We start from the raw sequence: 23,700 nt of genomic DNA, 5'->3' as shown, positions 1-23,700 counted from the left end.
AAGCGCGCGACAACCGTGAGGTTGGCGACGTGAAACAGACACGAGGCCATCGGTTTCCCCCGGCAAGGCAATACTCTGCCCGCAGCTTAGTCGTCAATGTAAGAATAATGAGTAAGTTACGATGAAAAGAATGTTAATCAACGCAACTCAGCAGGAAGAGTTGCGCGTCGCCCTTGTTGATGGGCAGCGCCTGTACGACCTGGATATCGAAAGCCCCGGGCACGAACAGAAAAAAGCGAACATCTACAAAGGCAAAATTACCCGTATTGAACCTAGCCTTGAAGCCGCGTTTGTTGATTACGGCGCCGAGCGTCATGGTTTCCTCCCCCTCAAAGAAATCGCCCGCGAATACTTCCCTGCTAACTACAATTCTCATGGTCGTCCGAATATTAAGGATGTTCTGCGTGAAGGTCAGGAAGTGATTGTTCAGATTGATAAAGAAGAACGTGGCAACAAAGGCGCCGCGCTCACCACCTTTATCAGCCTGGCGGGTAGCTATCTGGTACTGATGCCGAACAACCCGCGCGCGGGCGGTATTTCACGCCGCATTGAGGGTGACGATCGTACAGAACTAAAAGAAGCGCTGGCCAGCCTTGAACTGCCGGACGGCATGGGGCTTATCGTGCGTACCGCGGGCGTCGGCAAATCTGCCGAAGCGCTGCAGTGGGACCTGAGCTTCCGTCTGAAACACTGGGAAGCAATCCAGAAAGCCGCTGAAAGCCGCCCGGCGCCGTTCCTGATCCATCAGGAAAGTAACGTCATCGTGCGTGCCTTCCGTGATTACCTGCGCCAGGACATCGGCGAAATCCTGATCGATAACCCGAAAGTGCTTGAGCTGGCTCGCCAGCACATCGCCGCACTGGGCCGCCCGGATTTCAGCAGCAAAATCAAACTGTACACCGGTGAAATCCCGCTGTTCAGCCATTATCAAATCGAATCGCAGATTGAGTCCGCCTTCCAGCGCGAAGTGCGCCTGCCTTCCGGCGGGTCAATCGTAATCGACAGCACCGAAGCGTTAACCGCTATCGATATCAACTCCGCTCGCGCCACCCGCGGCGGCGACATCGAAGAAACGGCATTCAACACCAACCTGGAAGCAGCCGATGAGATTGCTCGCCAGCTGCGTCTGCGTGACCTCGGCGGCCTGATTGTCATCGACTTCATCGACATGACGCCAGTACGCCACCAGCGCGCGGTGGAAAACCGCCTGCGCGAAGCGGTGCGTCAGGATCGTGCGCGTATCCAGATCAGTCATATCTCTCGCTTCGGCCTGCTCGAGATGTCGCGTCAGCGTCTGAGCCCGTCGCTGGGTGAATCCAGTCATCACGTCTGCCCACGCTGTAGCGGTACCGGCACCGTTCGTGATAACGAATCCCTGTCGCTCTCTATCCTGCGTCTGATTGAAGAAGAAGCGCTGAAAGAGAACACCCAGGAAGTTCACGCTATCGTGCCTGTGCCGATTGCGTCCTACCTGCTGAACGAAAAACGTGCTGCGGTGAGCGCCATCGAAACCCGCCAGGGCGACGTGCGCGTGATCATCGTCCCGAACGATCAGATGGAAACCCCGCACTACTCCGTGCTGCGCGTACGTAAAGGCGAAGAGACCTCTACCCTGAGCTATCTGCTGCCTAAACTGCACGAAGAAGAGATGGCGCTGCCTGCTGACGAAGAACCGGCCGAGCGTAAGCGCCCTGAGCAGCCGGCCCTGGCCACCTTCGTGATGCCGGACGTCCCGCCTGCGCCAGAGCAGGAAGTTCCTGTTGCCGCACCTGCCGCCGCAAAACCAGCGGTAGCCGCTGCTGCGCCAGCGCAGCCTGGTCTGCTCTCCCGCTTCTTTGGCGCCCTGAAAAACATCTTCTCCGGCGCAGAAGAGACGAAACCGGCAGAACCTCAGGTAGAGAAGAAAGCCGAAGAGAAACCGGAACGTCAGCAAGAACGTCGTAAACCGCGGACCAACAATCGCCGCGATCGCAACGATCGCCGTGATAACCGTGATAACCGCGACGGTCGTGATAACCGCGATAACCGTGCTGAAAATACCGAAGGCCGTGAACCTCGTGAATCCCGCGAGGAAAACCGCCGTAATCGTCGCGAGAAACAGCAGCAGAATGTCGAGCCGCGTGAATCTCGTCAGACGGTGACCGAGGATGCAGAAAAAGGTAAAGCGCGCGATGAGCAGCAGCCGCGTCGTGAGCGTAATCGTCGTCGTAATGACGAGAAGCGCCAGGCTCCGCAGGAAGCCAAAGCACAAACGCGCGAAGAGCCAGTAGTTCAACAGGAAGTCGAGCAGGAAGAACGCGTTCAGACGATGTCCCGTCGTAAACCGCGTCAGTTATCCCAGAAAGTTCGCATCGAGTCTGCGGTAGCTGAAACGGCCGATCAGGTTGTTGAAACCGTGCCTGCGGTCCAGCCGGAAGCGGTCGCTCCGCGCACGGAACTGGCGAAAGTCGATCTGCCTGCCGTCGTTGAAAGCAACGGCGACCATGACGACAACAACGAGTCTCGCGAAGCCAACGGTATGCCGCGTCGCTCCCGTCGCTCGCCGCGTCATCTGCGCGTCAGCGGCCAGCGTCGTCGTCGTTACCGCGATGAGCGTTACCCGACCCAGTCGCCGATGCCGCTGACCGTAGCCTGTGCATCCCCGGAAATGGCGTCAGGTAAAGTGTGGATTCGTTACCCGGTTGTCCGTCCGCAGGATCAACAGCAGGAAGAACAGCAGATTCAGGCGTCCGTTACTGAAACTGTCGCTCCTGTTGCTGTCGCTGAAGCCGCCATTGCAGAAGTGGTCGCCCCGGCGGTTGCCGAGGCGGCGCCTGCTGCCGCCGAACAACCTGTCGTAGCCGAAGCAACCGCCGCTGAAGCCGCGCAGACTGTTCAGCCGGAAGTCGCCCGCGAAACCGAGGTTGCGCCGCAGGATGCTATCGCCGCAGAAGCGCCGGTTGTTGAGGCAGAAAGCGGTGTTGCGCCGGTTGCTGCAGAACCGGAAACGGTAGCAGTAGAAACAGCAGCTGAAGCCGTTGTTGAGGAATCTGCCCCGGTTGTGGCACAAGCAGCTCCGGCACCGCAGGTCATTGAACCCGCGCCGGTGGTTGAAGCTACTCCGGTGGTTGAACCCGCCCCAGTGGTTGAAGCCGCTCCGGTCCTGGAAACAGCGCCGGTCGTCGAATCAGCGCCTGCTCCGGTGGTGGTCGCCACACCCGCGGCGGCGGTTATCGTGTCTCATCGCCACGCGACCGCCCCGATGACGCGTGCCCCGGCGCCAGCCTACGAGCCAGAAGCGCCGCGTCACAGCGACTGGGTTCGCCCGTCGTTTGCCTTTGACGGCAAAGGTGCGGCAGGCGGCCACAGCGCGACTCATCAGGCGACGGCGGAACCAACCCGCCCACAACCTGCCGAGTAAACGCGGTACGGCATCAAAAAACCGGCCTCTGGCCGGTTTTTTTATTCCCCCTCCGGGCGCTGCATCCCGGCAACCTGCGGCATCACTTCGCGCATCAGGTCGAGAAACTTTCGTAGCCGGGTCGGGTAATAACGCGCCCACGGATAGACCAGGTGGACCGGCAGCGAAGAGGCCCGCCACTGCGGAAATAGCTCAACCAACCGACCGGCGGCGATATCCTCCGTCACAGCCCAACTCGACACGATAGCAACCCCCAGCCCCGCCAGCGCCGTATTACGGGCCACATACACGCTATCGGTGCTCAGACAGGGCACAATACCAAACGATATCTCCCGGCTATCCTCCTGATGCTGCAACTCCACTTCATGTTGATAAAAGGTACTGATGGCCACCCACGGCAGCCGCGACAGATCCTCAGGCATCGCTAATGCCGGATAGCGTGACAACAGCTGTGGGGCAACCACCAGACTACGCGGAACTTCGGCCAGTAGCACCGACACCGTGGCCGGGTCAACTTCAGCGCCCACCCGAATCGCGCAATCGATATTGTCACTGAGAAAATCGACGGTTTTGTCATTGAGCATCCACTCCACCGCCAGCTGCGGATAGCGTTGCAGAAAACTGACCAGCGGCCCCAGCAGCTGCTGCTGACCAAAGGCATGAGGCGCACGCACGCGCAGTACCCCTACCGGCCGATCGTCAGCAATACTCATCTCGTCCTCCAGCGCCAGCCACGCATCCACCACCTGACGCGCGTGCTGATAACAGCGTTCACCATCATCGGTGAGCTTCATGGCATGCGTTGTACGCAGGATCAGTCGATTACCGAGCATGCTCTCCAGCGACTGCAGACGGCGGCTGACCGTCGCCTGAGTGGTATCCAGCTGCCGTGCCGCCGAAGAGAGTGAACCGGCCTCGACAATTCGAATAAAGGTCCGCATCAGTTCAATGCGGTCTATACGCTCCTGCCTCTTCATTATCACTTTCTCTATACGTTAAACGTATAACCGTTTTACCACCACGCTATCTACCGCGCCAGCGGCATTCGGGGAAGAATAGCGCCATCTCATCTACGAGGACTTCATCATGACCCCGACTCCACTATCCTCCCGCGAGGCAGGCTGGATTATTTTTATACTCGCTCTTGGCGCTGGTTTTAGCGTTGCCTCTATTTATTACGCCCAGCCCCTGCTCCCGCTGATGGGCGCCAACCTGCACCTGAGCGTTGAAGGGATGGGCCTCGTCCCGACCCTGACCCAGGCCGGCTACGCGCTGGGCATTCTGTTTCTGCTGCCGCTCGGCGATCGCCACGACCGGCGGACGCTGATTCTACTGAAAAGCGCGGCGCTGGCGGTCCTGCTGCTGCTGTGTAGCCTGACGGACCAGCTCACTTCACTGCTGGTGGTCAGCTTATTGATCGGGATGGCCGCGACAATGGCGCAGGATATTGTTCCGGCAGCAGCGATTCTGGCCCCGGCGGGTAAGCAGGGGAAAATGGTCGGGACGGTGATGACCGGTCTGCTGCTGGGAATTCTGCTCTCGCGGACCGTCAGCGGACTGGTCGGGGCGCTGTTCGGTTGGCGGGTGATGTATCAGGCGGCAGCTCTGAGTATCGCTCTCATCGGCCTGCTGATGTGGCGTATTCTGCCCCGCTTTGCGATTCCCTCAACGCTAAGCTATCCGCAGCTAATGAAATCGATGGCGCACCTGTGGCAACGCTATCCTGCGCTGCGACGCGCGGCACTGGCCCAGGGCTTTTTATCCATCGCCTTCAGCGCCTTCTGGTCAACGCTGGCGGTGATGCTGCTCGCACATTATCAGATGGGCAGCGCCGTGGCCGGGGGATTCGGCATCGCCGGTGCGGCCGGGGCCCTTGCCGCCCCGCTGGCGGGCGGACTGGCCGATAAATATGGCGCGGGAAGGGTCACTCAGCTAGGGGCCGGACTGGTTACCCTTTCTTTCGCCCTGATGTTCCTGATGCCGCTACTGCCGCCACATGGTCAGCTGCTGCTGATCGGCCTTTCGGCGATCGGCTTCGATCTCGGTCTGCAGTCCAGCCTGGTCGCGCATCAGAATCTGGTTTACAGCCTCGAGCCGCAGGCTCGCGGTCGCCTGAATGCCCTGCTGTTCACCGGCGTGTTTATTGGTATGGCGCTCGGCTCAGTACTCGGCAGCCGGCTATACGTGGTCGCCGGCTGGAACGGCGTCGTTGTCCTGGCCGTAGTTACCGGCGCGATTGCGCTCGCGATTCGCCTGCGGGAAAGCGCCCGTCTGGCATCAATAGCGCGCGCAGTGCGATAAAAAAACCCGCGCCGCAATGCGGAACGGGTCTCTTTCAATCCGGCGTATGGCGTCAGGCCGTACGTCGGGCAAACTCTTTAACCCGGAAGCCCAGCACCATTAAGGTGGCAAAATAGGCCACCACGCCCGCGGCCACCACCGCCATCAGGCGCAGCAGACGGAACGGCATCGAGCCCTGCGACCACTCCGGCATGAGATACATCATGCCCAACAGCGCCGCCGACATCACCAGCACCGCAACCACCAGGCGCAGCAGGAAGGAGAACCATCCAGGCTGCGGAGTAAAGATCTTTTGCTTACGCAACTGCCAGTACAACAGACCGGCGTTAAGGCAGGCCGCCAGGCCGATAGACAGCGACAGCCCGGCATGCTTCAGCGGGCCAATAAAGATCAGGTTCATCACCTGGGTCATAATCAGCGTAACGATCGCGATTTTTACCGGCGTTTTAATGTCCTGCCGCGAATAAAAGCCCGGTGCCAATACCTTAACGACAATCAGTCCCATCAGTCCGACGGAGTAAGCCACCAGCGCGCGTTGGGTCATCGCCGCATCAAACGCGCTGAATTTCCCATACTGGAACAGCGCAACGGTGAGCGGCTTCGCCAGGATCCCCAGCGCCACGGCGCTGGGCAACGCCAGCAGGAAACACAGACGCAGCCCCCAGTCCATCAGGCGACAGTACTCATCATGATTACCGCTGGCAAAGCTTTTTGACAGCGATGGCAGCAGAATAGTCCCCAGCGCCACGCCAAGGACCCCGGACGGAAACTCCATCAGGCGATCCGCGTAATACATCCACGACACCGAACCGGACACCAGAAACGAGGCAAAGATAGTGTTGATAATCAATGAAATCTGGCTAACAGAGACGCCGAGGATCGCCGGCCCCATCTGTTTGACCACCCGCATTGCGCCGGCATCTTTCAGGTTAATGCGCGGCAGAACCAGCATGCCAATCTTTTTCAGATGCGGCAGTTGATAGGCCAGCTGCAGCACGCCGCCGACGGTGACCGCCCACGCCATCGCCAGCATTGGTGGGTGGAAATAGGGCGCGGCAAACAGAGCAAAACCGATCATACTGACGTTGAGGAACGTCGGGGCGAAGGCGGGAACGGAAAAACGGTTCCAGGTGTTGAGAATCGCCCCGGCTAACGACGCCAGTGAAATCAGCAGAATATAAGGAAAGGTGATGCGCAGCAGCTGGGTGGTCAGGGTAAATTTATCCGGGCTGTCGGCAAAACCGGGCGCAGTGACGGTAATCACCCAGGGCGCCGCCAGCATTCCAAGAACGGTAACGACCGCCAGAACCAGCGTCAGCAGGCCAGAGACATAGGCCACAAACACGCGGGTCGCATCTTCGCCCTGCTTGCTTTTATATTCGGCAAGAATGGGTACAAATGCCTGAGAGAAGGCCCCTTCAGCGAAGATACGGCGCAGCAAATTCGGTAATTTAAACGCGACGAAAAAGGCGTCCGTCGCCATCCCTGCGCCAAAAATTCGGGCGACGATAGCATCACGCGCAAACCCCAGAACGCGTGAAAACATGGTCATCGAACTGACTGCTGCCAGTGATTTTAAAAGGTTCATTAACGTGTTATTCCACAACCCTGAAGTAAAACGCCCGCGATTGCGGGCGCTGGAAAGTGGCGATAGTCTACCGGGTTCGTCATGAATTACTACTCCCAGATGTTACAACCAATTATTCACTCATTGCCTCGCGCCAGAGTTTTTCGACCACCCGTTGGGCCAACAGCGCCTGTTCACCCGCAGTTTCCGGAACCGTCTGATTTTGCACGCATTCGATGAAGTGGCGCGCGCAGCCGACAAACCCGCGTTGCTCCAGCGTGGTTTGCCAGCCCGGAACCGGGCGCATAATCACCCCCTGACCGCGCTCTTCCTGCCATTCGCGCATATCGCAGACGGCGTACAGGCCGCCGTCAGTTACGGCCTGCACCCACTCCCGCTGACTACCGGCACGCCGGTGCATACTGGTGGTGACCTCCAGTTGAGGCGTGCTGAAGTGGTGTTCGGCATAGAGCATTTCGCCCTGGGCCGTGGTTTGCAGCGAGCCGCCGCTCAGGCGCGCGGTACCGCCCGCCAGCCACAGCGCAGTATCCACCACATGCAGATAATCATCCAGCAACGTAAAACGCAGATCGTGGCCGACGCTGTCGCTGCGATGTTTATCCATGCGCAGCGATGCGGCGCTGCCCATCTGCGTTTTGAGTTCACGATACAGCGGCGCAAAGCGACGGTTAAAACCGACCATCAGCGTGAGCTTGCGGCGCGCCGCCAGTTCGACCAGCGACTCTGCCTCATTCAGCTTGTCGGCCAGCGGTTTATCCACGCACACATGCACCCCGGCATTCAACAGGCGGCTGACCACCTCAAAATGGGAGGCCGTTGAAGTATGCACAAAGACCGCATCGCACTGCGCCGCCAGCTGCTCCAGCGAGTCGGCATAGGGAATGCGCCAGCCCTCACAGATACGCAGCGCTTTCTCTTTACCCGGCGACCAGGCCGCCTGCAGCGTCCAACCGTCTGCGGCACCCAGCACCGGCAGCCAGGCCTTCTGCGCAATGCCCCCTAACCCCACCACGCCAATGCGTAATTTCGCGGTCACGATTAATCTCCCAGGTGAGCCAGCAGCGAGGCCAGCCGTTCTTTCAGTTCCGCGACTTCGCCTTCCAGCGCCTCAACCCGCGCGAGAAGATCATCGGCCGGCGGCGAGACGGCCTCAACGGCGGTAATAAGCGAGTCCATATCATCGCAGAACAGGTGCATATAGCGGGATTCTCGCTTCCCGGGCTCGCGCGGCAGACGCGCGACGAAAGGCCCGTCATCCCGGGTTGCCAGCGTTTCCAGCACGCTCTCCACTTCCGCCATATCGCTAAAGTCATGTATTCGCTGCGCCCGGCTGCGCAACTCGCCCGGGGTCTGCGCACCGCGCAGCAGCAGCGTTGTCACAACCGCCACTTCCGCCGAAGACAGCTTCAAATCGCCAAATTCGGAATTACAAAAGCGCTGTTCGTATTTGGTTACCCGATTGCCGAAACCGCTGACGGTACGCAGGTAATGGCGTTTGACCAGGGTATCCAGCAGATCCTGAATATCACTTTCGCTGAGCGACATCACCGGCTCACGGTTAGTTTTCTGATTGCAGGCGGTCACCACCGCATTGACCGACAGCGGATACTGCTCAGGCGTGGTAACCTGTTTTTCCAGCAAACACCCGATGACGCGCGCTTCGTGTGCGGTTAACTGATATTTCATGCTCTCTCCTCAGCGACCCGGAGTCCAGTCCGGTGTCGTCAACGCCGTCAGTACATGGTCACGCCACTGCCCGTCAATCAGCAGATAATTTTTGGCGTACCCCTCTTTTTCAAAGCCAAGACGAGCGAGTAAATCGCCGCTTCGTTGATTATGCGGCATGTAGTTGGCCATGATGCGATGGATATGCTGCGTGCGCTGCATATAGCGAATTGCCGCGGTCAGGGCCTCAAACATCAGCCCCTGGCCTTGCCACTTCTCGCCAATGGAATAGCCAAGGTAGCAGGCATGAAACGACCCGCGGACCACATTGGAAAAATTTGCCACGCCGATAATCTCTTTCTCTTCCGGATCGAGCAGCGCAAAATAGAATGCCGAGCCCTGCTTATGAAACTCGGAAATCATCGATAAACGCGCCTGCCAGCCAGAGGGGTAGCAGTGGCTGTCGTCGCGCACTGGCTCCCAGGGTTTTAAGAACCCTTTATTCTCCGCGTAATAATCGGCCAGACGCCAGGCGTCACGATCGTATACCAGCCGCACCACCAGCCTGTCCGTCGTCAAACGCACCTTCGGTACGTTACTGCGATAGCCAAACATTCCCTTCTCCTGTTCCCCTGACTGATTACCTGCTCCCTTCACTATACCTGTCCTGAACGGTTGTGTGAAAACAGCAACATACCATTTTCTGCACCATCTCCCTTTTTCGATGAATAGACTCAATCGATCTTGCATTTTGATAAAAAAATATTGTCGCAAGGATGCTGGGAAAGTCAGCATCTTCCCCGCACACTATCCGGGTAACTCTTTATTTTCCCTGGAGGGGAAATGTCCCGCGTATCGCAGGCAAGGAGCCTGGGTAAATATTTCCTGTTGGTCGACAACATGCTGGTGGTTTTGGGCTTTTTTGTCGTCTTCCCGCTGATTTCTATTCGCTTTGTTGACCAGATGGGCTGGGCGGCGCTGATGGTCGGGATTGCGCTCGGCCTGCGCCAGCTGGTGCAACAAGGATTAGGCATTTTTGGCGGCGCGGTCGCCGATCGCTTTGGCGCCAAGCCGATGATCGTCACCGGCATGCTCATGCGCGCGGGCGGTTTCGCGGCGATGGCCGTGGCCCATGAATCGTGGGTGCTGTGGCTCTCCTGCATTCTCTCCGGGCTCGGCGGCACCCTGTTCGATCCGCCGCGCGCCGCGCTGGTGGTCAAGCTGGTGCGCCCGCATCAGCGCGGGCGGTTCTTTTCGATTCTGATGATGCAGGACAGCGCCGGGGCGGTGATCGGCGCCCTGATCGGCAGCTGGTTGCTGCAATATGACTTCCGTCTTGTCTGTAGCGTGGGCGCGGCGTTGTTTGTCGCCTGCGCCGCGTTCAACGCCTGGTATCTCCCGGCGTGGAAGCTTTCCACCGTGAAAACGCCGGTTCGGGAAGGACTGGGCCGGGTACTGCGCGATAAGCGCTTTGTCACCTACGTTCTGACGCTCACCGGTTACTACATGCTGGCTGTCCAGGTGATGCTCATGCTGCCCATTATGGTTAACGACATCGCCGGTTCACCGACCGCGGTAAAATGGATGTATGCCATTGAAGCCGCTATATCGTTAACCCTGCTCTACCCCATTGCCCGCTGGAGCGAACAGCGCTTTCGCCTCGAGCATCGGCTGATGGCCGGGTTACTGGTGATGACCATCGCCATGCTGCCCATCGGCTTGACCAGCAACTTACAGCAGCTGTTTACCCTGATTTGTATCTTCTATATTGGATCGATCGTTGCGGAACCGGCGCGGGAAACGCTGGGAGCCTCTTTAGCCGATGCCCGGGCGCGAGGCAGCTATATGGGCTTCAGCCGGCTGGGGCTGGCCTTTGGCGGCGCGTTTGGCTATGCCGGCGGCGGATGGTTGTTCGATGCGGGTAAAGCGCTGAATCAGCCCGAACTGCCGTGGCTGATGCTGGGGATTATCGGCCTGTTTACCTTCCTTGCCCTGTGGTGGCAGTTCAGCCAGAAGCGGTCGACATCCGGCATGCTGGAGCCACGTACCTGACCAGAGGTTTAACGTAAGGCCTGTTTTCAGCATTTTCCGGCTAGTGCGTCGAATGCTGGCAGGCCATACTGCTTTATGTCAGGATAAGTCCTGGCATGACCGTTAAGGAATCTAATGAAAAAGATGTTTATCGTGGCCGCGCTCATTGTCAGCGGCCTTCTGAGCGGCTGTAACCAGCTTACGCAGTATTCAGTTAGCGAGCAGGAAATTAACCAGGCGCTGCAGAAACGTAACCATTTCGCCAAAGATATCGGCCTGCCGGGCGTGGCGGATGCGCATATTGAGTTACACGATCTGACCAGCGCGATTGGCCGTGAAGAGCCGAATAAAGTGACGCTGAGCGGCATTGCCAACCTGGATCTGAACTCGTTATTCGGCAACCAGAAAGCCACCATCGATCTGAAGCTCAAGGCGCTGCCGGTCTTTAATAAAGAGAAAGGCGCGATCTTCCTGCAGGAGATGGAGGTCGTAGAGGCGAAAGTGTCACCTGAGAAGCTGCAATCCGTCGTGCAGACCCTGATTCCCTACCTGAATCAGTCTCTGCGTAGCTATTTTAACCAGCAGCCGGCCTACGTCCTGCGCGAAGACGCCAGCACCGGCGAAGCGCTGGCGAAAAAATACGCGAAAGGCATCGAGGTGAAACCGGGCGAAATTATCATCCCGTTCACCAATTAATACGACGGGCGCTGCGGCGCCCGTTTTTTTACGGAAATTGATGCAAAGGAAAACGTTTACGCTTATCCTTAGTGCCCGGCAAAAACAGCCCTGATGACTGACCCTATTAGCCGGAGCTTTCCATGACAGCACAATCCCAGGTATTGAAAATCCGCCGCCCTGACGACTGGCATATCCATCTGCGCGATGACGATATGCTGAAGACCGTCGTGCCTTACACCAGTGAGTTTTATGGCCGGGCGATCGTGATGCCGAATCTGGTGCCGCCTGTCACCACCGTTGAAGCGGCGATAGCTTATCGCCAGCGCATCCTCGACGCCGTTCCCGCCGGGCACGATTTTACGCCGTTGATGACCTGCTACCTGACCGATACGCTCGACCCGGCAGAGCTGGAGCGTGGATTCCACGCTGGCGTATTCACGGCGGCAAAACTCTACCCGGCCAATGCCACCACTAACTCCAGCCACGGCGTCACCAGCATCGATGCCATCATGCCGGTGCTGGAGCGCATGGAAAAACTGGGCATGCCGCTGCTGGTTCACGGTGAAGTCACCCACGCCGAGATTGACATCTTCGATCGCGAAGCGCGCTTTATCGAAACGGTAATGGAGCCGTTGCGCCAGCGTTTACCTGGCCTGAAAGTGGTATTCGAACATATCACCACGAAGGATGCCGCCGAATACGTACGCGACGGTAACGAACTGCTGGCCGCGACCATTACTCCTCAGCACCTGATGTTTAACCGTAATCACATGCTGGTTGGCGGCGTGCGCCCCCATCTTTACTGCCTGCCGATTCTGAAGCGTAATATCCACCAGCAGGCGCTGCGTGAGCTGGTTGCCAGCGGCTTTAGCCGCGCGTTTCTGGGAACCGACTCCGCTCCGCACGCCCGCCATCGTAAAGAGGCCAGCTGCGGATGCGCCGGTTGCTTTAACGCGCCGACCGCGCTGAGCAGCTATGCCACGGTATTTGAAGAGATGAATGCCCTGCAGCACCTCGAAGCGTTTTGTTCACTCAACGGCCCGCGCTTCTACGGCCTGCCGGTGAATGACACCTTTGTTGAGCTGGTGCGCGAAGAGAGCACCGTCGTTGACAGCATCGCCCTACCGGACGATACCCTGGTGCCTTTCCTTGCCGGTGAAACCCTGCGCTGGACGATGAAGAAATAAAAGCACTGCCCCTTGTTGTAAAGGTAAATCAGATACTGTATAAATAAACAGTATATTACACAGGGGGCAATTATGCGCATCGAAGTGTCTATCGCCAAATCCACAGCCTTACCGAACGGCGCCTTAGAAGCGCTAAATAACGAACTCTCCCGACGCATTGAACAGCAGTTCCCGGCTTATCCAAGCCAGGTAACCGTACGCTTTGCCGCCAGTAACAATTTGTCCGTCATTGGCGGCCTGAAAGAAGATAAAGACCGGATAAGCGAAATCCTGCAAGAAACCTGGGAAAGCGCTGATGACTGGTTTGACCATGACGTATCCTGACGCCTCTCTGGCGGCATACCGCGGCAGAGTGGCGCTGACTCTGAACAAACAGAGCAGGCCAGTCTGAAGCAAAAGCCGCCGGAACATCGCGCCGGGTACAGCAAATTTAATTTGCTCCCTCATTGTGCTTTTTTTTGCCGGGTCGCCCCGGCTTTTTTATCCCCGTGTCAGTCTCAGACTTTTCTTCTTTCTCCTCATTATTTCCTTTAAAAATAACGATGCGCGGCACTAAGTTTGTGCAAAAAAGCACCAAACAGATGAAAGTTCGCCCTGTTTAATTTAATTTCTCGAGTTTATTCTTAACACCTGATATAATTAACTTGCTTCAAAAAATATGCATTAAACCTCGAGAATTGTTGTCTTTTAACATATGAATAAGGGGTTATGATGGAAAAGAATAATGAAGTCATCCAGACCCATCCCCTCGTCGGATGGGACATCAGCACCGTTGATAGCTACGATGCAATGATGTTGCGCCTGCACTACCAAAACCCCACTCAAGAAAGCAGTAACGAAGCTGAAATTGGCCAGACGCTATGGCTAACGACGGAAGTCGCACGTCAATTTATTTCTATCCTGGAAGCAGGTATTGCGAAGATAGAATCAGGTGAATACCAGGCAAACGAGTACCGCAGGCATTAATGATTATGCCGCGATCGATATATGCTAACTCAACAGGCACCTGCGGGTGCCTGATTTATTTTCGGGCTTGTATATATGCAGGTTGTTAATTACCCTGCTAATAAAGCAAAAAACCGGAACAGACCATGCAATACGACCTCATCATTATCGGCAGCGGCTCCACTGGTGCCGCTGCCGGCTATTATGCCCGCCGGGCTGGACTCAACGTGCTGATGACCGACGCGCACACGCCTCCGCATCAGGAAGGCAGCCATCACGGCAATACGCGCCTTATCCGTCACGCCTACGGTGAAGGAGAGAGATATGTCCCGCTGGTGCTGCGTGCGCAGACGCTGTGGGATGAGCTTGCTACCCTCAGCGGCGAGGCCGTCTTCGAACGTACCGGGGTGATTAACCTCGGCCCGGCAAACTCGACGTTTCTCAGCAACGTTGCGCACAGCGCCCGACAGTTTCAGCTGGATGTTGAAGAGATGGATGCCCCAGCTATCATGGCCCGCTGGCCTGAGATTCGCGTACCGGAAGATTATCGTGGCCTATTCGAACCGGCATCAGGGGTTTTACGCAGCGAGCTGGCCATCGAAACCTGGATACGCCTCGCGCGCGAGGCGGGCTGCGCTCAGCTGTTTAATTGCCCGGTTACCGCCATACACCATCACCCGGATGGCGTGACAATCGACACCGCCGATGGCAGCTACAGCGGCAAGAAACTGCTGGTCAGCGCCGGTACGTGGGTAACGCGTCTGTTGCCCGACCTGCCAGTCCAGCCGGTGCGCAAAATCTTCGCCTGGTTCCAGGCTGATGGACGTTACAGCACTAAAAACCACTTCCCGGCATTTACCGGTGAGCTGCCGAACGGCGATCAGTTCTATGGTTTCCCGGCGGAAGACAATGAACTGAAGATCGGTAAGCACAACGGCGGGCAGCCGATCTCCGCGCCGCAAGAACGCACGCCGTTTGGCGCGGTGGCCACCGACGGCTCCGAGTCGTTCAGCTTCCTGCGTAACGTTCTGCCCGGTATCGGCGGCTGCCTGCATGGCGCCTCCTGTACCTACGATAATACGGCGGATGAAGACTTTATTATCGACACCCTTCCCGGCCATCCTGATACGTTGCTGATTAGCGGATTAAGCGGCCATGGTTTCAAATTCGCCCCAGTGCTGGGAGAAATTGCCACGCAGTTTGCCCTGGGAGAGACGCCAGCCTTCGACCTGACCCCGTTCTCGCTGGCACGCTTTCAGCGATAGTTGGCCGCTGCGCGCGGTCCTGATTTGCGCAATAAAAAACGGCCTCAGAGGAGGCCGTTCATCACAGAGAGAGTTTATGCGTCGCCTGTACGATTTACTGGTCAACAACGTCCGCGAGCACTTTATGATTTATCTCGCACTGTGGCTGCTGCTGGCGATCGTTGATCTTATCTGGTTATGGTTTTTCTGAGGTTTCAGGGTCCGGGATCCCCAGCTTCGTGTTCAGGCGGCCGCGAGATTTGTTGAAGATCTTATTGCCGTTTTCTCGTCCGGCGCGCAGCTGACGCTGCTCCTCTTCCGGCAGCTTATGCTCTTCCATGCACGCCTCGCTACAGCAGCCGGCAAACTTCTCGGCGCAGCTCGGGCACTGGATAAACAGCAGATGGCAGCCGTCATTCAGGCAGTTAGTATGGCTATCACACGGGGTGCCGCACTGATGGCAGTGGGCAATCACGTCATCGGAAATCCGCTCCCCCATCCGCTCGTCAAAGACAAAGTTCTTACCGATAAAGCGTACCGGCAGCCCCTGTTCACGCGCACGACGGGCATATTCAATAATCCCGCCCTCAATGTGCCAGACCTTACTAAAGCCGTTGTGCTTCATCCAGGCGCTGGCTTTTTCACAACGAATACCGCCGGTGCAGTACATAACGATTTTTTTATCTTTATGTTCCTGCATCATCTCGACCGCTTTCGGCAGCTGATCGCGGAACGTATCCGCCGGGATTTCCAGCGCCTGCTCAAAATGACCCACTTCATATTCGTAGTGGTTACGCATATCGATAAACACCGCATCGGGATCATCCAGCATCGCATTCACTTCAGCCGCTTTCAGATAATCACCAACGTCTGAGGCATCAAACGTCGGATCATCGATCCCATCCGCTACGATACGATCGCGGACTTTCAGGCGTAGCACCCAGAAGGATTTTCCGTCATCGTCCAGAGCAATGTTCATCCGCAGGCCATCCAGCGCCGGGTCGAAGGCGTAGAGAAACTCGCGTAGCGCGTCGACCTGACTTTCTGGCACGCTGATTTGTGCATTGATCCCTTCGTGGGCCAGATAGATACGACCAAACACGTTTAATTTGGTCAGGGCAATCCACAATGCATCGCGCGTGGCTTTTGGATCCACGATGGTGAAATATTTATAAAACGAGATCGTTGTACGCGGTTCGCTCTCAGCTAACATCTGCGCTTTTAACGTCTCATTTGAAATGCGGTTATGTAACACTGGCATGGTGTACCTGCTCGACATAGGAAATGAGGTAAATAAACGGCCGGCATCATATAGCAAACGACGTTAATTTACATCCCCACATTTTGCGCTACATTCATTTCACTCCCGTTGGTTCACGTTTAACAATAAATGCCAACTGGGACCGCCGTTTTGGCTGAAGCATGAAAAAATGCGATAATAGAATGAGTTGCTTATTTAAACAGGTATGAGATGACCCATTTACCTAAATTTTCCGCGGCGCTGCTGCATCCGCGTTACTGGCTGCTTTGGCTAGGTATTGGCCTGCTGTGGCTGGTTGTTCAGCTTCCCTATCCGCTGATTTACCGCCTTGGCAATGCGATTGGCCGCCTGGCAATGCGCTTTATGAAACGCCGCGCCAAAATCGCTTACCGTAACCTGGAACTTTGCTTCCCGGACAAAAGCGAAGATGAGCGCCATCAGATGGTGGTGCAAAACTTCGAATCGGTGGGAATGGGTTTAATGGAGACCGGGATGGCCTGGTTCTGGCCGACCCGGCGTATTGCGCGCTGGACCGACTCTATCGGCGTCGAGCATATCCGGGAAGTTCAGGCGCAACAGCGCGGCATTCTGCTGATCGGCATCCACTTCCTGACGCTGGAAATGGGGGCGCGGATGTTTGGCATCAACGAACCCGGCATCGGCGTCTACCGTCCGAATGACAACCCGGTCATTGACTGGCTGCAAACCTGGGGCCGGCTGCGTTCGAATAAAGATATGATCGACCGTAAAGATCTGAAAGGGATGATTCGCGCGCTGAAAAAAGGCGAAGTGATCTGGTATGCGCCGGACCACGACTACGGCCCGGCCGCCAGCGTATTCGTGCCGCTCTTTGCCGTCGATCAGGCGGCAACGACGTCGGGGACCTGGATGCTGGCAAAGATGTCGAAAGCCTGCATTGTTCCGTTCGTTCCGCGGCGTAAACCCGACGGTAAAGGTTATGAGCTGATTATTCTGCCGCCGGAGTGCGATCCGCCGCTTGATGATGCGGAAACGACCGCTGCCTGGATGAACCGCATCGTCGAGAAATGCATCCTGATGGCGCCGGAGCAATATATGTGGCTGCACCGCCGCTTTAAGACCCGCCCGCCCGGCGTACCTTCGCGCTATTAAGTGTGCTTCCTCCGGCAGCCCGATACTGGCCGGAGGCACCTTTCCGCTTTAGCTTTAAGCGCTCTCCACCATTGCGATGATCGTTACTCAGGCGCATAATTAGCAGGCTCACCTTTTCTTTTTTTGTCCTGCATCGCAGGCCCATGGAAGCCTATGTCGTCTGCAGATAGTCCGATTAACTGGAAACGAAATCTCACCGTCACCTGGCTCGGCTGTTTTTTGACCGGCGCCGCCTTTAGCCTGGTCATGCCCTTTCTCCCGCTCTACGTCGAGCAGCTTGGCGTGACGGGCCACAGCGCCCTGAATATGTGGTCAGGACTGGTATTCAGCATTACCTTCTTGTTCTCCGCCGTTGCCTCTCCTTTCTGGGGCGGTCTGGCCGATCGCAAAGGGCGCAAAATTATGCTGCTGCGCTCCGCGCTGGGGATGGCTATCGTCATGATGTTGATGGGGCTGGCGCAAAACATCTGGCAGTTTCTGATACTACGGGCCTTGCTGGGGCTGTTGGGGGGGTTTATTCCCAATGCGAATGCCCTGATCGCCACCCAGATTCCTCGCCAGAAGAGCGGCTGGGCGCTGGGCACGCTCTCCACCGGAGCCGTGAGCGGCGCGCTCCTTGGCCCGCTGGCGGGCGGCTTTCTTGCCGACCACTGGGGACTGCGCACCGTCTTCTTTCTCACCGCCAGCGTCCTGCTCGTCTGTTTTATCCTGACGCTGTTTTTCATCCGCGAGCAGTTCGTCCCGGTCGCGAAGAAAGAGATGCTTAATGCCCGGGATGTCTTTTCGTCCCTGAAAAGCCCAAAGCTGGTCTTGAGTCTGTTTGTCACCACGATGATTATTCAGGTCGCCACCGGCTCAATCGCCCCGATTCTGACCCTCTACGTACGAGACCTGGCCGGAGACGTCGGGAATATCGCCTTTATCAGCGGAATGATTGCTTCAGTCCCGGGCGTGGCGGCGCTGATCAGCGCCCCGCGCCTCGGTAAGCTCGGGGATCGTATCGGGCCGGAAAAAATCCTTATCGTCGCGCTGATGGTCTCCGTTCTGCTGCTGATTCCGATGTCGTTCGTCCAGACCCCGCTGCAGCTGGCTATTTTACGTTTTCTGCTGGGTGCCGCCGACGGCGCGCTGCTGCCGGCCGTCCAGACGCTGCTGGTGTACAACTCAACCAGCCAGGTGGCCGGGCGCATTTTTAGCTATAACCAGTCATTTCGCGATATCGGCAACGTCACCGGCCCATTGATCGGCGCATCGGTGTCTGCCAGCTATGGTTTCCGGGCGGTCTTTTTTGTCACCGCGGCAGTCGTTCTGTTCAACGTTATCTATTCCACCCTTAGCTTGCGACGCCCTTCCGCTGATGAACGCGCGCAGAACGCGGACTCGGGCGGCCGTTCGGTAAATTAAGTTCAACAGCGCCGCCTTCCCCTTGACGCAACGCTCGCCGCCTTCTATAGATTGAATCGTGTCCATTTTTCATTCTTCTTAGGGGGTTATCTATGCCAAAGGATTCGATTTTCTATGCCACGCTCGAAGAAGCTATCGATGCGGCCCGCGAAGAGTTCCTGGTCAATAATCCGGATAGCGACGAGGAGAGTGCCAACGTTGAGCAGTTGAATATCCAAAAATACGTTCTGCAGGATGGCGATATCGCCTGGCAGGCCGAATTTTTTGCCGACGAAGATGAAGAAGGCGAATGCCTGCCGATGTTAAGCGGCGAAGCGGCACAAAGCGTTTTTGACGGTGACTATGACGAGATAGAGCTGCGTCAGGAGTGGCTGGAAGAGAATACGCTGCATGAGTGGGACGAAGGAGAATTTCAGCTGGAACCCTCTCTGGATACCGAAGAGGGTCAGACTGCCGCCGATGAGTGGGATGAACGCTGATTAGTTATACGGACCGTGGCTGGCATCAAGCGGCAACAGCAACGTATCGAACACCAGCGAAAAAGGCAGATCGAGAATGGTGATGTATCGCCATGACGAATCGCGCACATCCCACTGCACTCCGGGGTAATACTGATTCCCATGCCCCTGCCCCGGCACCGTGCGGCTAATAATACTGCCGCAGCCGCTGAGCAGCAGCGCCATGGCGATAACCAGTAAAATTCTCATCTGCTACCTCAATTCTCAGATAAAAAAATACCGGCAATATTGCCGGTATTTTCCTTCACATACCGCTTATTTCGTTTTCAACGCCAGCGGGTTGAGCGTCACCTGCTGATAGGCGCTCACCCACGAAGAGTATTTCTCCGGCGCGGCCCACACGCGATAGTGCAAACGTGACAGGGTGACCGGGTCGCTCAACAGCACCAGACGACGGTCGCGATTGAGTTTGTCGGGCGTCTCGTTCAGCGCCTGTTCAACGTGACGTTCGCGGGCGATATCCAGAATTTGACCGTGGCGGTGACGTGCCGTCGCCATTGCCGTCGCCAGCGCGTTGAAGGACGGGTTAAACACGGCGTGCATAAACCCATCGTCAAGGGAACGCTGACGGTTCAGGGTCAGATACGCATCGGTATCCTTCAACACCTGCGGCGGGGAATACTCTTCCGGGATCAGGAACAGCTTCCAGCGTTTGGTGCGCAGACCCACGGTAGCCCGACTGGAAATCACCGACACGAACGGCGACAGGATCAGCGAGAAGACAATCGGCGCCAGCCAGAACAGGAAACGCAGATCCAGCCACGCCATCCCGACCGCCCACACCAGCCCCAGCAGCAGCTGCGAACCATGGCGCATAAAGGCTTCACCCCATGGGGTGGAGTCATCATCACGCTGCGGAGAGTTCCACACCACTTCCCAACCGAGGAACGCGCTGACCACAAACACGGTGTGGAACAGCATGCGCACCGGCGCCAGCAGTACCGAGAAGAGGACTTCCAGCAGCAAAGAGAGCGTGACGCGAATAAAGCCGCCGTACTCTTTTGAACCTTTGCACCACACCAGAATAATACTCAGCAATTTCGGCAGGAACAGCAGCACCATTGTCGAGGCGAACAGCGCAATCGCCAGCTCCGGACGCCACTGCGGCCATACCGGGAACAGCTGCCGCGGCTGCAGGAAGTACTGTGGCTCAGTCAGCGCATGTACAACCTGTAGCGCGGTCGACAGGGCGAGGAACATGAACCACAGCGGCGCCGACAGGTAGGACATGACGCCGGTCAGGAACACCGCACGGTGCACCGGGTGCATGCCTTTGACCAGGAACAGACGGAAGTTCATCAGGTTACCGTGGCACCAGCGGCGGTCACGCTTCAGTTCGTCCAGCAGGTTCGGCGGCAGTTCTTCATAAGAGCCCGGCAGATCGTAGGCTATCCACACCCCCCAGCCGGCACGACGCATCAGCGCCGCTTCCACGAAGTCGTGCGACAGAATCGACCCGGCAAATGAACCTTCTCCCGGCAGCGGCGCCAGCGCGCAGTGCTCGATAAACGGCTTCACGCGAATAATGGCGTTGTGGCCCCAGTAGTGGGATTCGCCAAGCTGCCAGAAGTGCAGGCCGGCGGTGAACAGCGGACCGTAAACGCGGGTCGCAAACTGCTGGCAACGGGCATACAGGGTGTCCATACCAGAGGCGCGCGGCGAGGACTGGATGATCCCGGCATTCGGGTTCGCTTCCATCAGACGCACCAGCCCGGTCAGACATTCACCGGTCATCACCGAGTCAGCATCCAGCACCACCATATAGCTATACTGGCTGCCCCAGCGACGGCAGAAGTCATCGATGTTACCACTCTTACGCTTCACGCGACGACGACGACGGCGATAGAAAATCTGCCCCTCGCCCTGCACTTCCGCAATCAGCTCCATCCACGCTTTCTGCTCGGCAACGCAGATATCCGGGTTGTAGCTGTCACTCAGGATATACACGTCGAAGTGCTGCTGTTGCCCTGTCGCCTTCACCGACTCCCAGGTGGCACGCAGGCCAGCGAATACGCGATCGACGTCTTCGTTACAGATCGGCATGATCAGCGCCGTACGGTGTTGCGGGTTAAGCGGTTCATCGCCGACGGTTGAGGCGGAAATACTGTACTTATCGCGCCCCATCAGCAGCTGCAGGAAGCCCATCAGCGCGGTCCAGAAACCGGCCGAAACCCAACAGAAAAGGACCGCGAAAAGGATCAGGATCCCGGTTTGCAGCATATACGGCAGCAGCTGCATGAAGGAAATCCACAGATTCTGCCCGACCATGTCAGCCGGGTTGATGAGCGCCCATCCCTGATACGGCAGGATGGTTTTCATGTACCAGGTTGCGACAACGGTCTGCGCCAGCGTCAGCAGCAGCAGGATGTAACGACGGATGGTCCCGACGGTACGCCACTTCTGCTCGCTCTCCTGCTCTTCTTTGGTCAGGCGAGAAAGATAGCGCGGGGTGACATCACGTCCGCGTAGCCGATCCCAGAAACGCCCAACCGGGTTGGTGCGCCACGGGTCCGGGAACATTGAGGAGCGTTTTGCTTTCGGCATTGCGTTGAGCTGAGTACGCCCTTCATCATCTTTTATCAGCTGGTTACCGGCCAGGGAGTCTGGCCAGCTATGTTCCAGTCGGGATTTCACGGAACCCAGTGGGGAATCGTCTTCACGAACAAAAGCATGATGATCGGCGTCCAGCGCTTCATGTACGGCCTGCAGGCTGGTATCAGGCAGCGCGGCTTTTTCAGCCTCAGACAGCGGCAACGCGTCAATGTACTTGGTTATCTTATTCATTGGCAGGCAGCTGATAGCTCCAGGTTTCACTCAGCGTCTGGTCAGCATTGACCAGCGCAGCGCGCATTTCCGTGGTTTTCTTCGGATCTTTCACCTTCACACGCAGAACCATACGCCAGCCCTTGGTGACTGGGTTATAACGCACGGTATTCTCAACAATTTCCGCGTTATCACCGATGCTCGCCTGCGCCGTTACCGGCGTATCTGACGGCATTTTTTTCATTTCAGCGCCGGTGAAGTCAACGATAAAGGCAATGGTGCCATCCGGCTGACGAATCAGGTTCGACTGCTTCACATCACCGGTAGAACGGCGGGTCTGCATCACATAGGCGTTATCCGGCGCGTGCAGTTTGTCTTCATCGCGGCTGAAGGTAATCGAGTATTTGAAGTTCATCTCCTTACCCGGTTCCGGCAGCTGATCCGGCGTCCAGTAAGTCACGATGTTGTCGTTGGTTTCGTCGTTGGTCGGGATTTCAACCAGTTCGATTTTCCCTTTACCCCAGTCGCCTTTCGGAGTGATCCAGGCGCTCGGGCGCAGATCGTAACGGTCGTCGAGGTCCTCAAAGCGCGAGAACTGACGGCCGCGCTGCAGCAGGCCAAAGCCCTGCGGATTTTCCATCGCATAGCTGCTGACGGCCAGATGCTTCGGATTGTTCAGCGGACGCCAGATCCACTCGCCGTTACCGGCAAGAATCGACAGGCCGTTAGAATCATGCAGCGCCGGACGATAGTTGGTCGCCGGAGAGGGTTGATTCGGCCCGAACAGGAACATGCTGGTCAGCGGCGCAACGCCGAGCTTGCCGACTTTGTCACGCAGGTACACTTTAGACTGCACATCAACGACGGTATCGCGGCCCGGCATAATCACAAAACGATAGGCGCCGGTCGCACGTGGGGAGTCAAGCAGTGCATAAATAGTCAAACGCTTGTCCGTGGCTTTTGGATGCTCAATCCAGAACTCACGAAAACGAGGGAATTCTTCGCCGGAAGGCAGCGCGGTATCGATAGCCAGGCCGCGCGCGGAAAGCCCGTACACCTGGCCCTGGCCCAGAACACGGAAGTAGCTGGCGCCGAGCATGCTGACGATTTCGTCGTTCTTATCTTTGCTGTTGATCGGGTACAGTACTTTGAAACCGGCGAAGCCCAGGTCTTTCACCGTATCTTTATCATGCTGGACGCTGCCAAAATTAAAGTAATCCGGATTATATTTAATCTTACGCACGCTGCTTGCCGTCACTTCGTTAATGGTGACCGGCGTGTCGAAGTACATGCCCTGATGATAAAACTCTAGTTTGAATGGGGTTTTCTGATTGTTCCAGTAAGCCTTATCGTGATTAAACTGGATTTGCTGGTAGTCCGCGTATTTCATGTCGCGGAAAGCGGAGGGCAGGTTGCTCTTCGGCGCTTCATAGCCTTTCCCGGCTAACGCTTTGGCCTGTTTTGCAACGTCATCAATGCTAAACGCCCATGCAGATGAAGTACACAGGGACAACATTACGGCTGCGCTTAACCAGCGCATTTTCATCATCTGTGGTTTAAGTTTCATATAAGTAAGCACTTCCC

At 57.0% G+C, this 23,700-nt stretch carries 21 protein-coding genes; 12 read left to right on the top strand and 9 right to left on the bottom strand.

All coding sequences use genetic code 11. The features are described from left to right. The first annotated feature begins 121 nt into the window (after positions 1–121). The gene (rne, locus tag MC50_RS18230) at positions 122–3,400 is read left to right on the top strand and encodes a ribonuclease E (RefSeq protein ID WP_047664647.1); all 3,279 of its coding nucleotides are present in this window, start codon (positions 122–124) and stop codon (positions 3,398–3,400) included. Positions 3,401–3,441: 41 nt separating this feature from the next. Here rne and MC50_RS18225 read toward each other — a convergent pair whose 3' ends face one another. Continuing rightward, entirely contained in the window at positions 3,442–4,377 is a 936-nt protein-coding gene (locus MC50_RS18225; RefSeq protein ID WP_032688372.1) for a LysR family transcriptional regulator, read from the bottom strand. A 109-nt stretch (positions 4,378–4,486) separates the two neighbouring features. On the opposite strand from MC50_RS18225, the gene MC50_RS18220 reads away from it, so the two are divergent. Next, on the top strand, positions 4,487–5,701 hold the full coding sequence (locus MC50_RS18220) for an MFS transporter (RefSeq protein WP_046852765.1): 1,215 nt from the start codon (positions 4,487–4,489) through the stop codon (positions 5,699–5,701). A 52-nt stretch (positions 5,702–5,753) separates the two neighbouring features. Here MC50_RS18220 and murJ read toward each other — a convergent pair whose 3' ends face one another. From murJ to rimJ, 4 genes are all read right to left on the bottom strand, one after another. Then, positions 5,754–7,289, bottom strand: coding sequence for a murein biosynthesis integral membrane protein MurJ (gene murJ / locus MC50_RS18215; RefSeq protein ID WP_047664645.1), 1,536 nt, complete (start codon positions 7,287–7,289; stop codon positions 5,754–5,756). Positions 7,290–7,401: 112 nt separating this feature from the next. After that, complete coding sequence (locus tag MC50_RS18210) at positions 7,402–8,325, bottom strand: Gfo/Idh/MocA family protein (RefSeq protein WP_032688375.1); 924 nt, start codon at positions 8,323–8,325, stop codon at positions 7,402–7,404. A 2-nt stretch (positions 8,326–8,327) separates the two neighbouring features. Beyond that, on the bottom strand, positions 8,328–8,975 hold the full coding sequence (locus tag MC50_RS18205; RefSeq protein WP_047664643.1) for a YceH family protein: 648 nt from the start codon (positions 8,973–8,975) through the stop codon (positions 8,328–8,330). A gap of 9 nt (positions 8,976–8,984) precedes the next feature. After that, complete coding sequence (gene rimJ / locus MC50_RS18200; RefSeq protein ID WP_004860498.1) at positions 8,985–9,569, bottom strand: ribosomal protein S5-alanine N-acetyltransferase; 585 nt, start codon at positions 9,567–9,569, stop codon at positions 8,985–8,987. 228 nt (positions 9,570–9,797) lie between these two features. On the opposite strand from rimJ, the gene mdtH reads away from it, so the two are divergent. From mdtH to MC50_RS18165, 7 genes are all read left to right on the top strand, one after another. Beyond that, positions 9,798–11,006 (top strand): multidrug efflux MFS transporter MdtH, encoded by a 1,209-nt coding sequence (gene mdtH, locus MC50_RS18195; protein ID WP_047664641.1) that lies wholly within the window; start codon positions 9,798–9,800, stop codon positions 11,004–11,006. A 114-nt stretch (positions 11,007–11,120) separates the two neighbouring features. Beyond that, a complete protein-coding gene (locus MC50_RS18190; protein ID WP_032688378.1) occupies positions 11,121–11,681 on the top strand; it encodes a lipoprotein in 561 nt (186 codons plus the stop codon). 122 nt (positions 11,682–11,803) lie between these two features. Continuing rightward, positions 11,804–12,850, top strand: a complete 1,047-nt coding sequence (pyrC, locus tag MC50_RS18185) for a dihydroorotase (RefSeq protein WP_032688379.1) — start codon at positions 11,804–11,806, stop codon at positions 12,848–12,850. Positions 12,851–12,922: 72 nt separating this feature from the next. Next, positions 12,923–13,174 (top strand): DNA damage-inducible protein I, encoded by a 252-nt coding sequence (dinI, locus tag MC50_RS18180; protein ID WP_032688380.1) that lies wholly within the window; start codon positions 12,923–12,925, stop codon positions 13,172–13,174. Between the two features lie 387 nt (positions 13,175–13,561). Beyond that, entirely contained in the window at positions 13,562–13,816 is a 255-nt protein-coding gene (gene bssS / locus MC50_RS18175) for a biofilm formation regulator BssS (protein WP_004860493.1), read from the top strand. A gap of 125 nt (positions 13,817–13,941) precedes the next feature. After that, on the top strand, positions 13,942–15,060 hold the full coding sequence (gene solA, locus MC50_RS18170; protein ID WP_047664639.1) for an N-methyl-L-tryptophan oxidase: 1,119 nt from the start codon (positions 13,942–13,944) through the stop codon (positions 15,058–15,060). 76 nt (positions 15,061–15,136) lie between these two features. Next, positions 15,137–15,250 (top strand): YceO family protein, encoded by a 114-nt coding sequence (locus tag MC50_RS18165; RefSeq protein ID WP_004860490.1) that lies wholly within the window; start codon positions 15,137–15,139, stop codon positions 15,248–15,250. On the opposite strand, the gene trhO is transcribed toward MC50_RS18165, so the two are convergent. Beyond that, on the bottom strand, positions 15,236–16,300 hold the full coding sequence (gene trhO, locus MC50_RS18160) for an oxygen-dependent tRNA uridine(34) hydroxylase TrhO (RefSeq protein WP_004860488.1): 1,065 nt from the start codon (positions 16,298–16,300) through the stop codon (positions 15,236–15,238). The genes MC50_RS18165 and trhO overlap by 15 nt on opposite strands. A gap of 210 nt (positions 16,301–16,510) precedes the next feature. On the opposite strand from trhO, the gene MC50_RS18155 reads away from it, so the two are divergent. The 3 genes from MC50_RS18155 to MC50_RS18140 all read left to right on the top strand — a co-directional run bounded on the left by MC50_RS18155 (position 16,511) and on the right by MC50_RS18140 (position 19,314). Beyond that, positions 16,511–17,431, top strand: a complete 921-nt coding sequence (locus tag MC50_RS18155; RefSeq protein ID WP_032688382.1) for a Kdo(2)-lipid IV(A) acyltransferase — start codon at positions 16,511–16,513, stop codon at positions 17,429–17,431. Between the two features lie 153 nt (positions 17,432–17,584). Beyond that, positions 17,585–18,835, top strand: coding sequence for a multidrug efflux MFS transporter MdtG (mdtG, locus tag MC50_RS18145; RefSeq protein ID WP_032688383.1), 1,251 nt, complete (start codon positions 17,585–17,587; stop codon positions 18,833–18,835). Positions 18,836–18,927: 92 nt separating this feature from the next. Beyond that, positions 18,928–19,314, top strand: a complete 387-nt coding sequence (locus tag MC50_RS18140; protein ID WP_004860482.1) for a MysB family protein — start codon at positions 18,928–18,930, stop codon at positions 19,312–19,314. Here MC50_RS18140 and MC50_RS18135 read toward each other — a convergent pair whose 3' ends face one another. The 3 genes from MC50_RS18135 to mdoG form a co-directional block, all read right to left on the bottom strand. After that, positions 19,315–19,542: a YceK/YidQ family lipoprotein gene (locus tag MC50_RS18135; protein WP_004860481.1), complete on the bottom strand. Its 228-nt coding sequence runs from the start codon at positions 19,540–19,542 to the stop codon at positions 19,315–19,317. Positions 19,543–19,608: 66 nt separating this feature from the next. Then, the gene (mdoH, locus tag MC50_RS18130; protein ID WP_032695729.1) at positions 19,609–22,137 is read right to left on the bottom strand and encodes a glucans biosynthesis glucosyltransferase MdoH; all 2,529 of its coding nucleotides are present in this window, start codon (positions 22,135–22,137) and stop codon (positions 19,609–19,611) included. After that, the gene (mdoG, locus tag MC50_RS18125) at positions 22,130–23,683 is read right to left on the bottom strand and encodes a glucans biosynthesis protein MdoG (RefSeq protein WP_004860475.1); all 1,554 of its coding nucleotides are present in this window, start codon (positions 23,681–23,683) and stop codon (positions 22,130–22,132) included. Before mdoG ends, mdoH begins: the two co-directional genes overlap by 8 nt. Between the last annotated feature and the right edge of the window lie 17 nt (positions 23,684–23,700).

The organism is Klebsiella planticola (genome assembly GCF_000783935.2).
Taxonomy (GTDB): domain Bacteria; phylum Pseudomonadota; class Gammaproteobacteria; order Enterobacterales; family Enterobacteriaceae; genus Klebsiella; species Klebsiella planticola.
The sequence above is the reverse complement of the archived record's forward strand: the minus strand, read 5'-3'. Positions and strand labels throughout refer to the sequence as shown.

What these genes read in the sequence shown, in the direction of transcription:
- rne (WP_047664647.1), top strand. Translation starts at nt 122, where the DNA reads ATGAAAAGAATGTTAATCAACGCAACTCAGCAGGAAGAGTTGCGCGTC.
- MC50_RS18225 (WP_032688372.1), bottom strand. Translation starts at nt 4,377, where the DNA reads ATGAAGAGGCAGGAGCGTATAGACCGCATTGAACTGATGCGGACCTTT.
- MC50_RS18220 (WP_046852765.1), top strand. Translation starts at nt 4,487, where the DNA reads ATGACCCCGACTCCACTATCCTCCCGCGAGGCAGGCTGGATTATTTTT.
- murJ (WP_047664645.1), bottom strand. Translation starts at nt 7,289, where the DNA reads ATGAACCTTTTAAAATCACTGGCAGCAGTCAGTTCGATGACCATGTTT.
- MC50_RS18205 (WP_047664643.1), bottom strand. Translation starts at nt 8,975, where the DNA reads ATGAAATATCAGTTAACCGCACACGAAGCGCGCGTCATCGGGTGTTTG.
- rimJ (WP_004860498.1), bottom strand. Translation starts at nt 9,569, where the DNA reads ATGTTTGGCTATCGCAGTAACGTACCGAAGGTGCGTTTGACGACGGAC.
- mdtH (WP_047664641.1), top strand. Translation starts at nt 9,798, where the DNA reads ATGTCCCGCGTATCGCAGGCAAGGAGCCTGGGTAAATATTTCCTGTTG.
- MC50_RS18190 (WP_032688378.1), top strand. Translation starts at nt 11,121, where the DNA reads ATGAAAAAGATGTTTATCGTGGCCGCGCTCATTGTCAGCGGCCTTCTG.
- pyrC (WP_032688379.1), top strand. Translation starts at nt 11,804, where the DNA reads ATGACAGCACAATCCCAGGTATTGAAAATCCGCCGCCCTGACGACTGG.
- dinI (WP_032688380.1), top strand. Translation starts at nt 12,923, where the DNA reads ATGCGCATCGAAGTGTCTATCGCCAAATCCACAGCCTTACCGAACGGC.
- bssS (WP_004860493.1), top strand. Translation starts at nt 13,562, where the DNA reads ATGGAAAAGAATAATGAAGTCATCCAGACCCATCCCCTCGTCGGATGG.
- solA (WP_047664639.1), top strand. Translation starts at nt 13,942, where the DNA reads ATGCAATACGACCTCATCATTATCGGCAGCGGCTCCACTGGTGCCGCT.
- MC50_RS18165 (WP_004860490.1), top strand. Translation starts at nt 15,137, where the DNA reads ATGCGTCGCCTGTACGATTTACTGGTCAACAACGTCCGCGAGCACTTT.
- trhO (WP_004860488.1), bottom strand. Translation starts at nt 16,300, where the DNA reads ATGCCAGTGTTACATAACCGCATTTCAAATGAGACGTTAAAAGCGCAG.
- MC50_RS18155 (WP_032688382.1), top strand. Translation starts at nt 16,511, where the DNA reads ATGACCCATTTACCTAAATTTTCCGCGGCGCTGCTGCATCCGCGTTAC.
- mdtG (WP_032688383.1), top strand. Translation starts at nt 17,585, where the DNA reads ATGTCGTCTGCAGATAGTCCGATTAACTGGAAACGAAATCTCACCGTC.
- MC50_RS18140 (WP_004860482.1), top strand. Translation starts at nt 18,928, where the DNA reads ATGCCAAAGGATTCGATTTTCTATGCCACGCTCGAAGAAGCTATCGAT.
- MC50_RS18135 (WP_004860481.1), bottom strand. Translation starts at nt 19,542, where the DNA reads ATGAGAATTTTACTGGTTATCGCCATGGCGCTGCTGCTCAGCGGCTGC.
- mdoH (WP_032695729.1), bottom strand. Translation starts at nt 22,137, where the DNA reads ATGAATAAGATAACCAAGTACATTGACGCGTTGCCGCTGTCTGAGGCT.
- mdoG (WP_004860475.1), bottom strand. Translation starts at nt 23,683, where the DNA reads ATGAAACTTAAACCACAGATGATGAAAATGCGCTGGTTAAGCGCAGCC.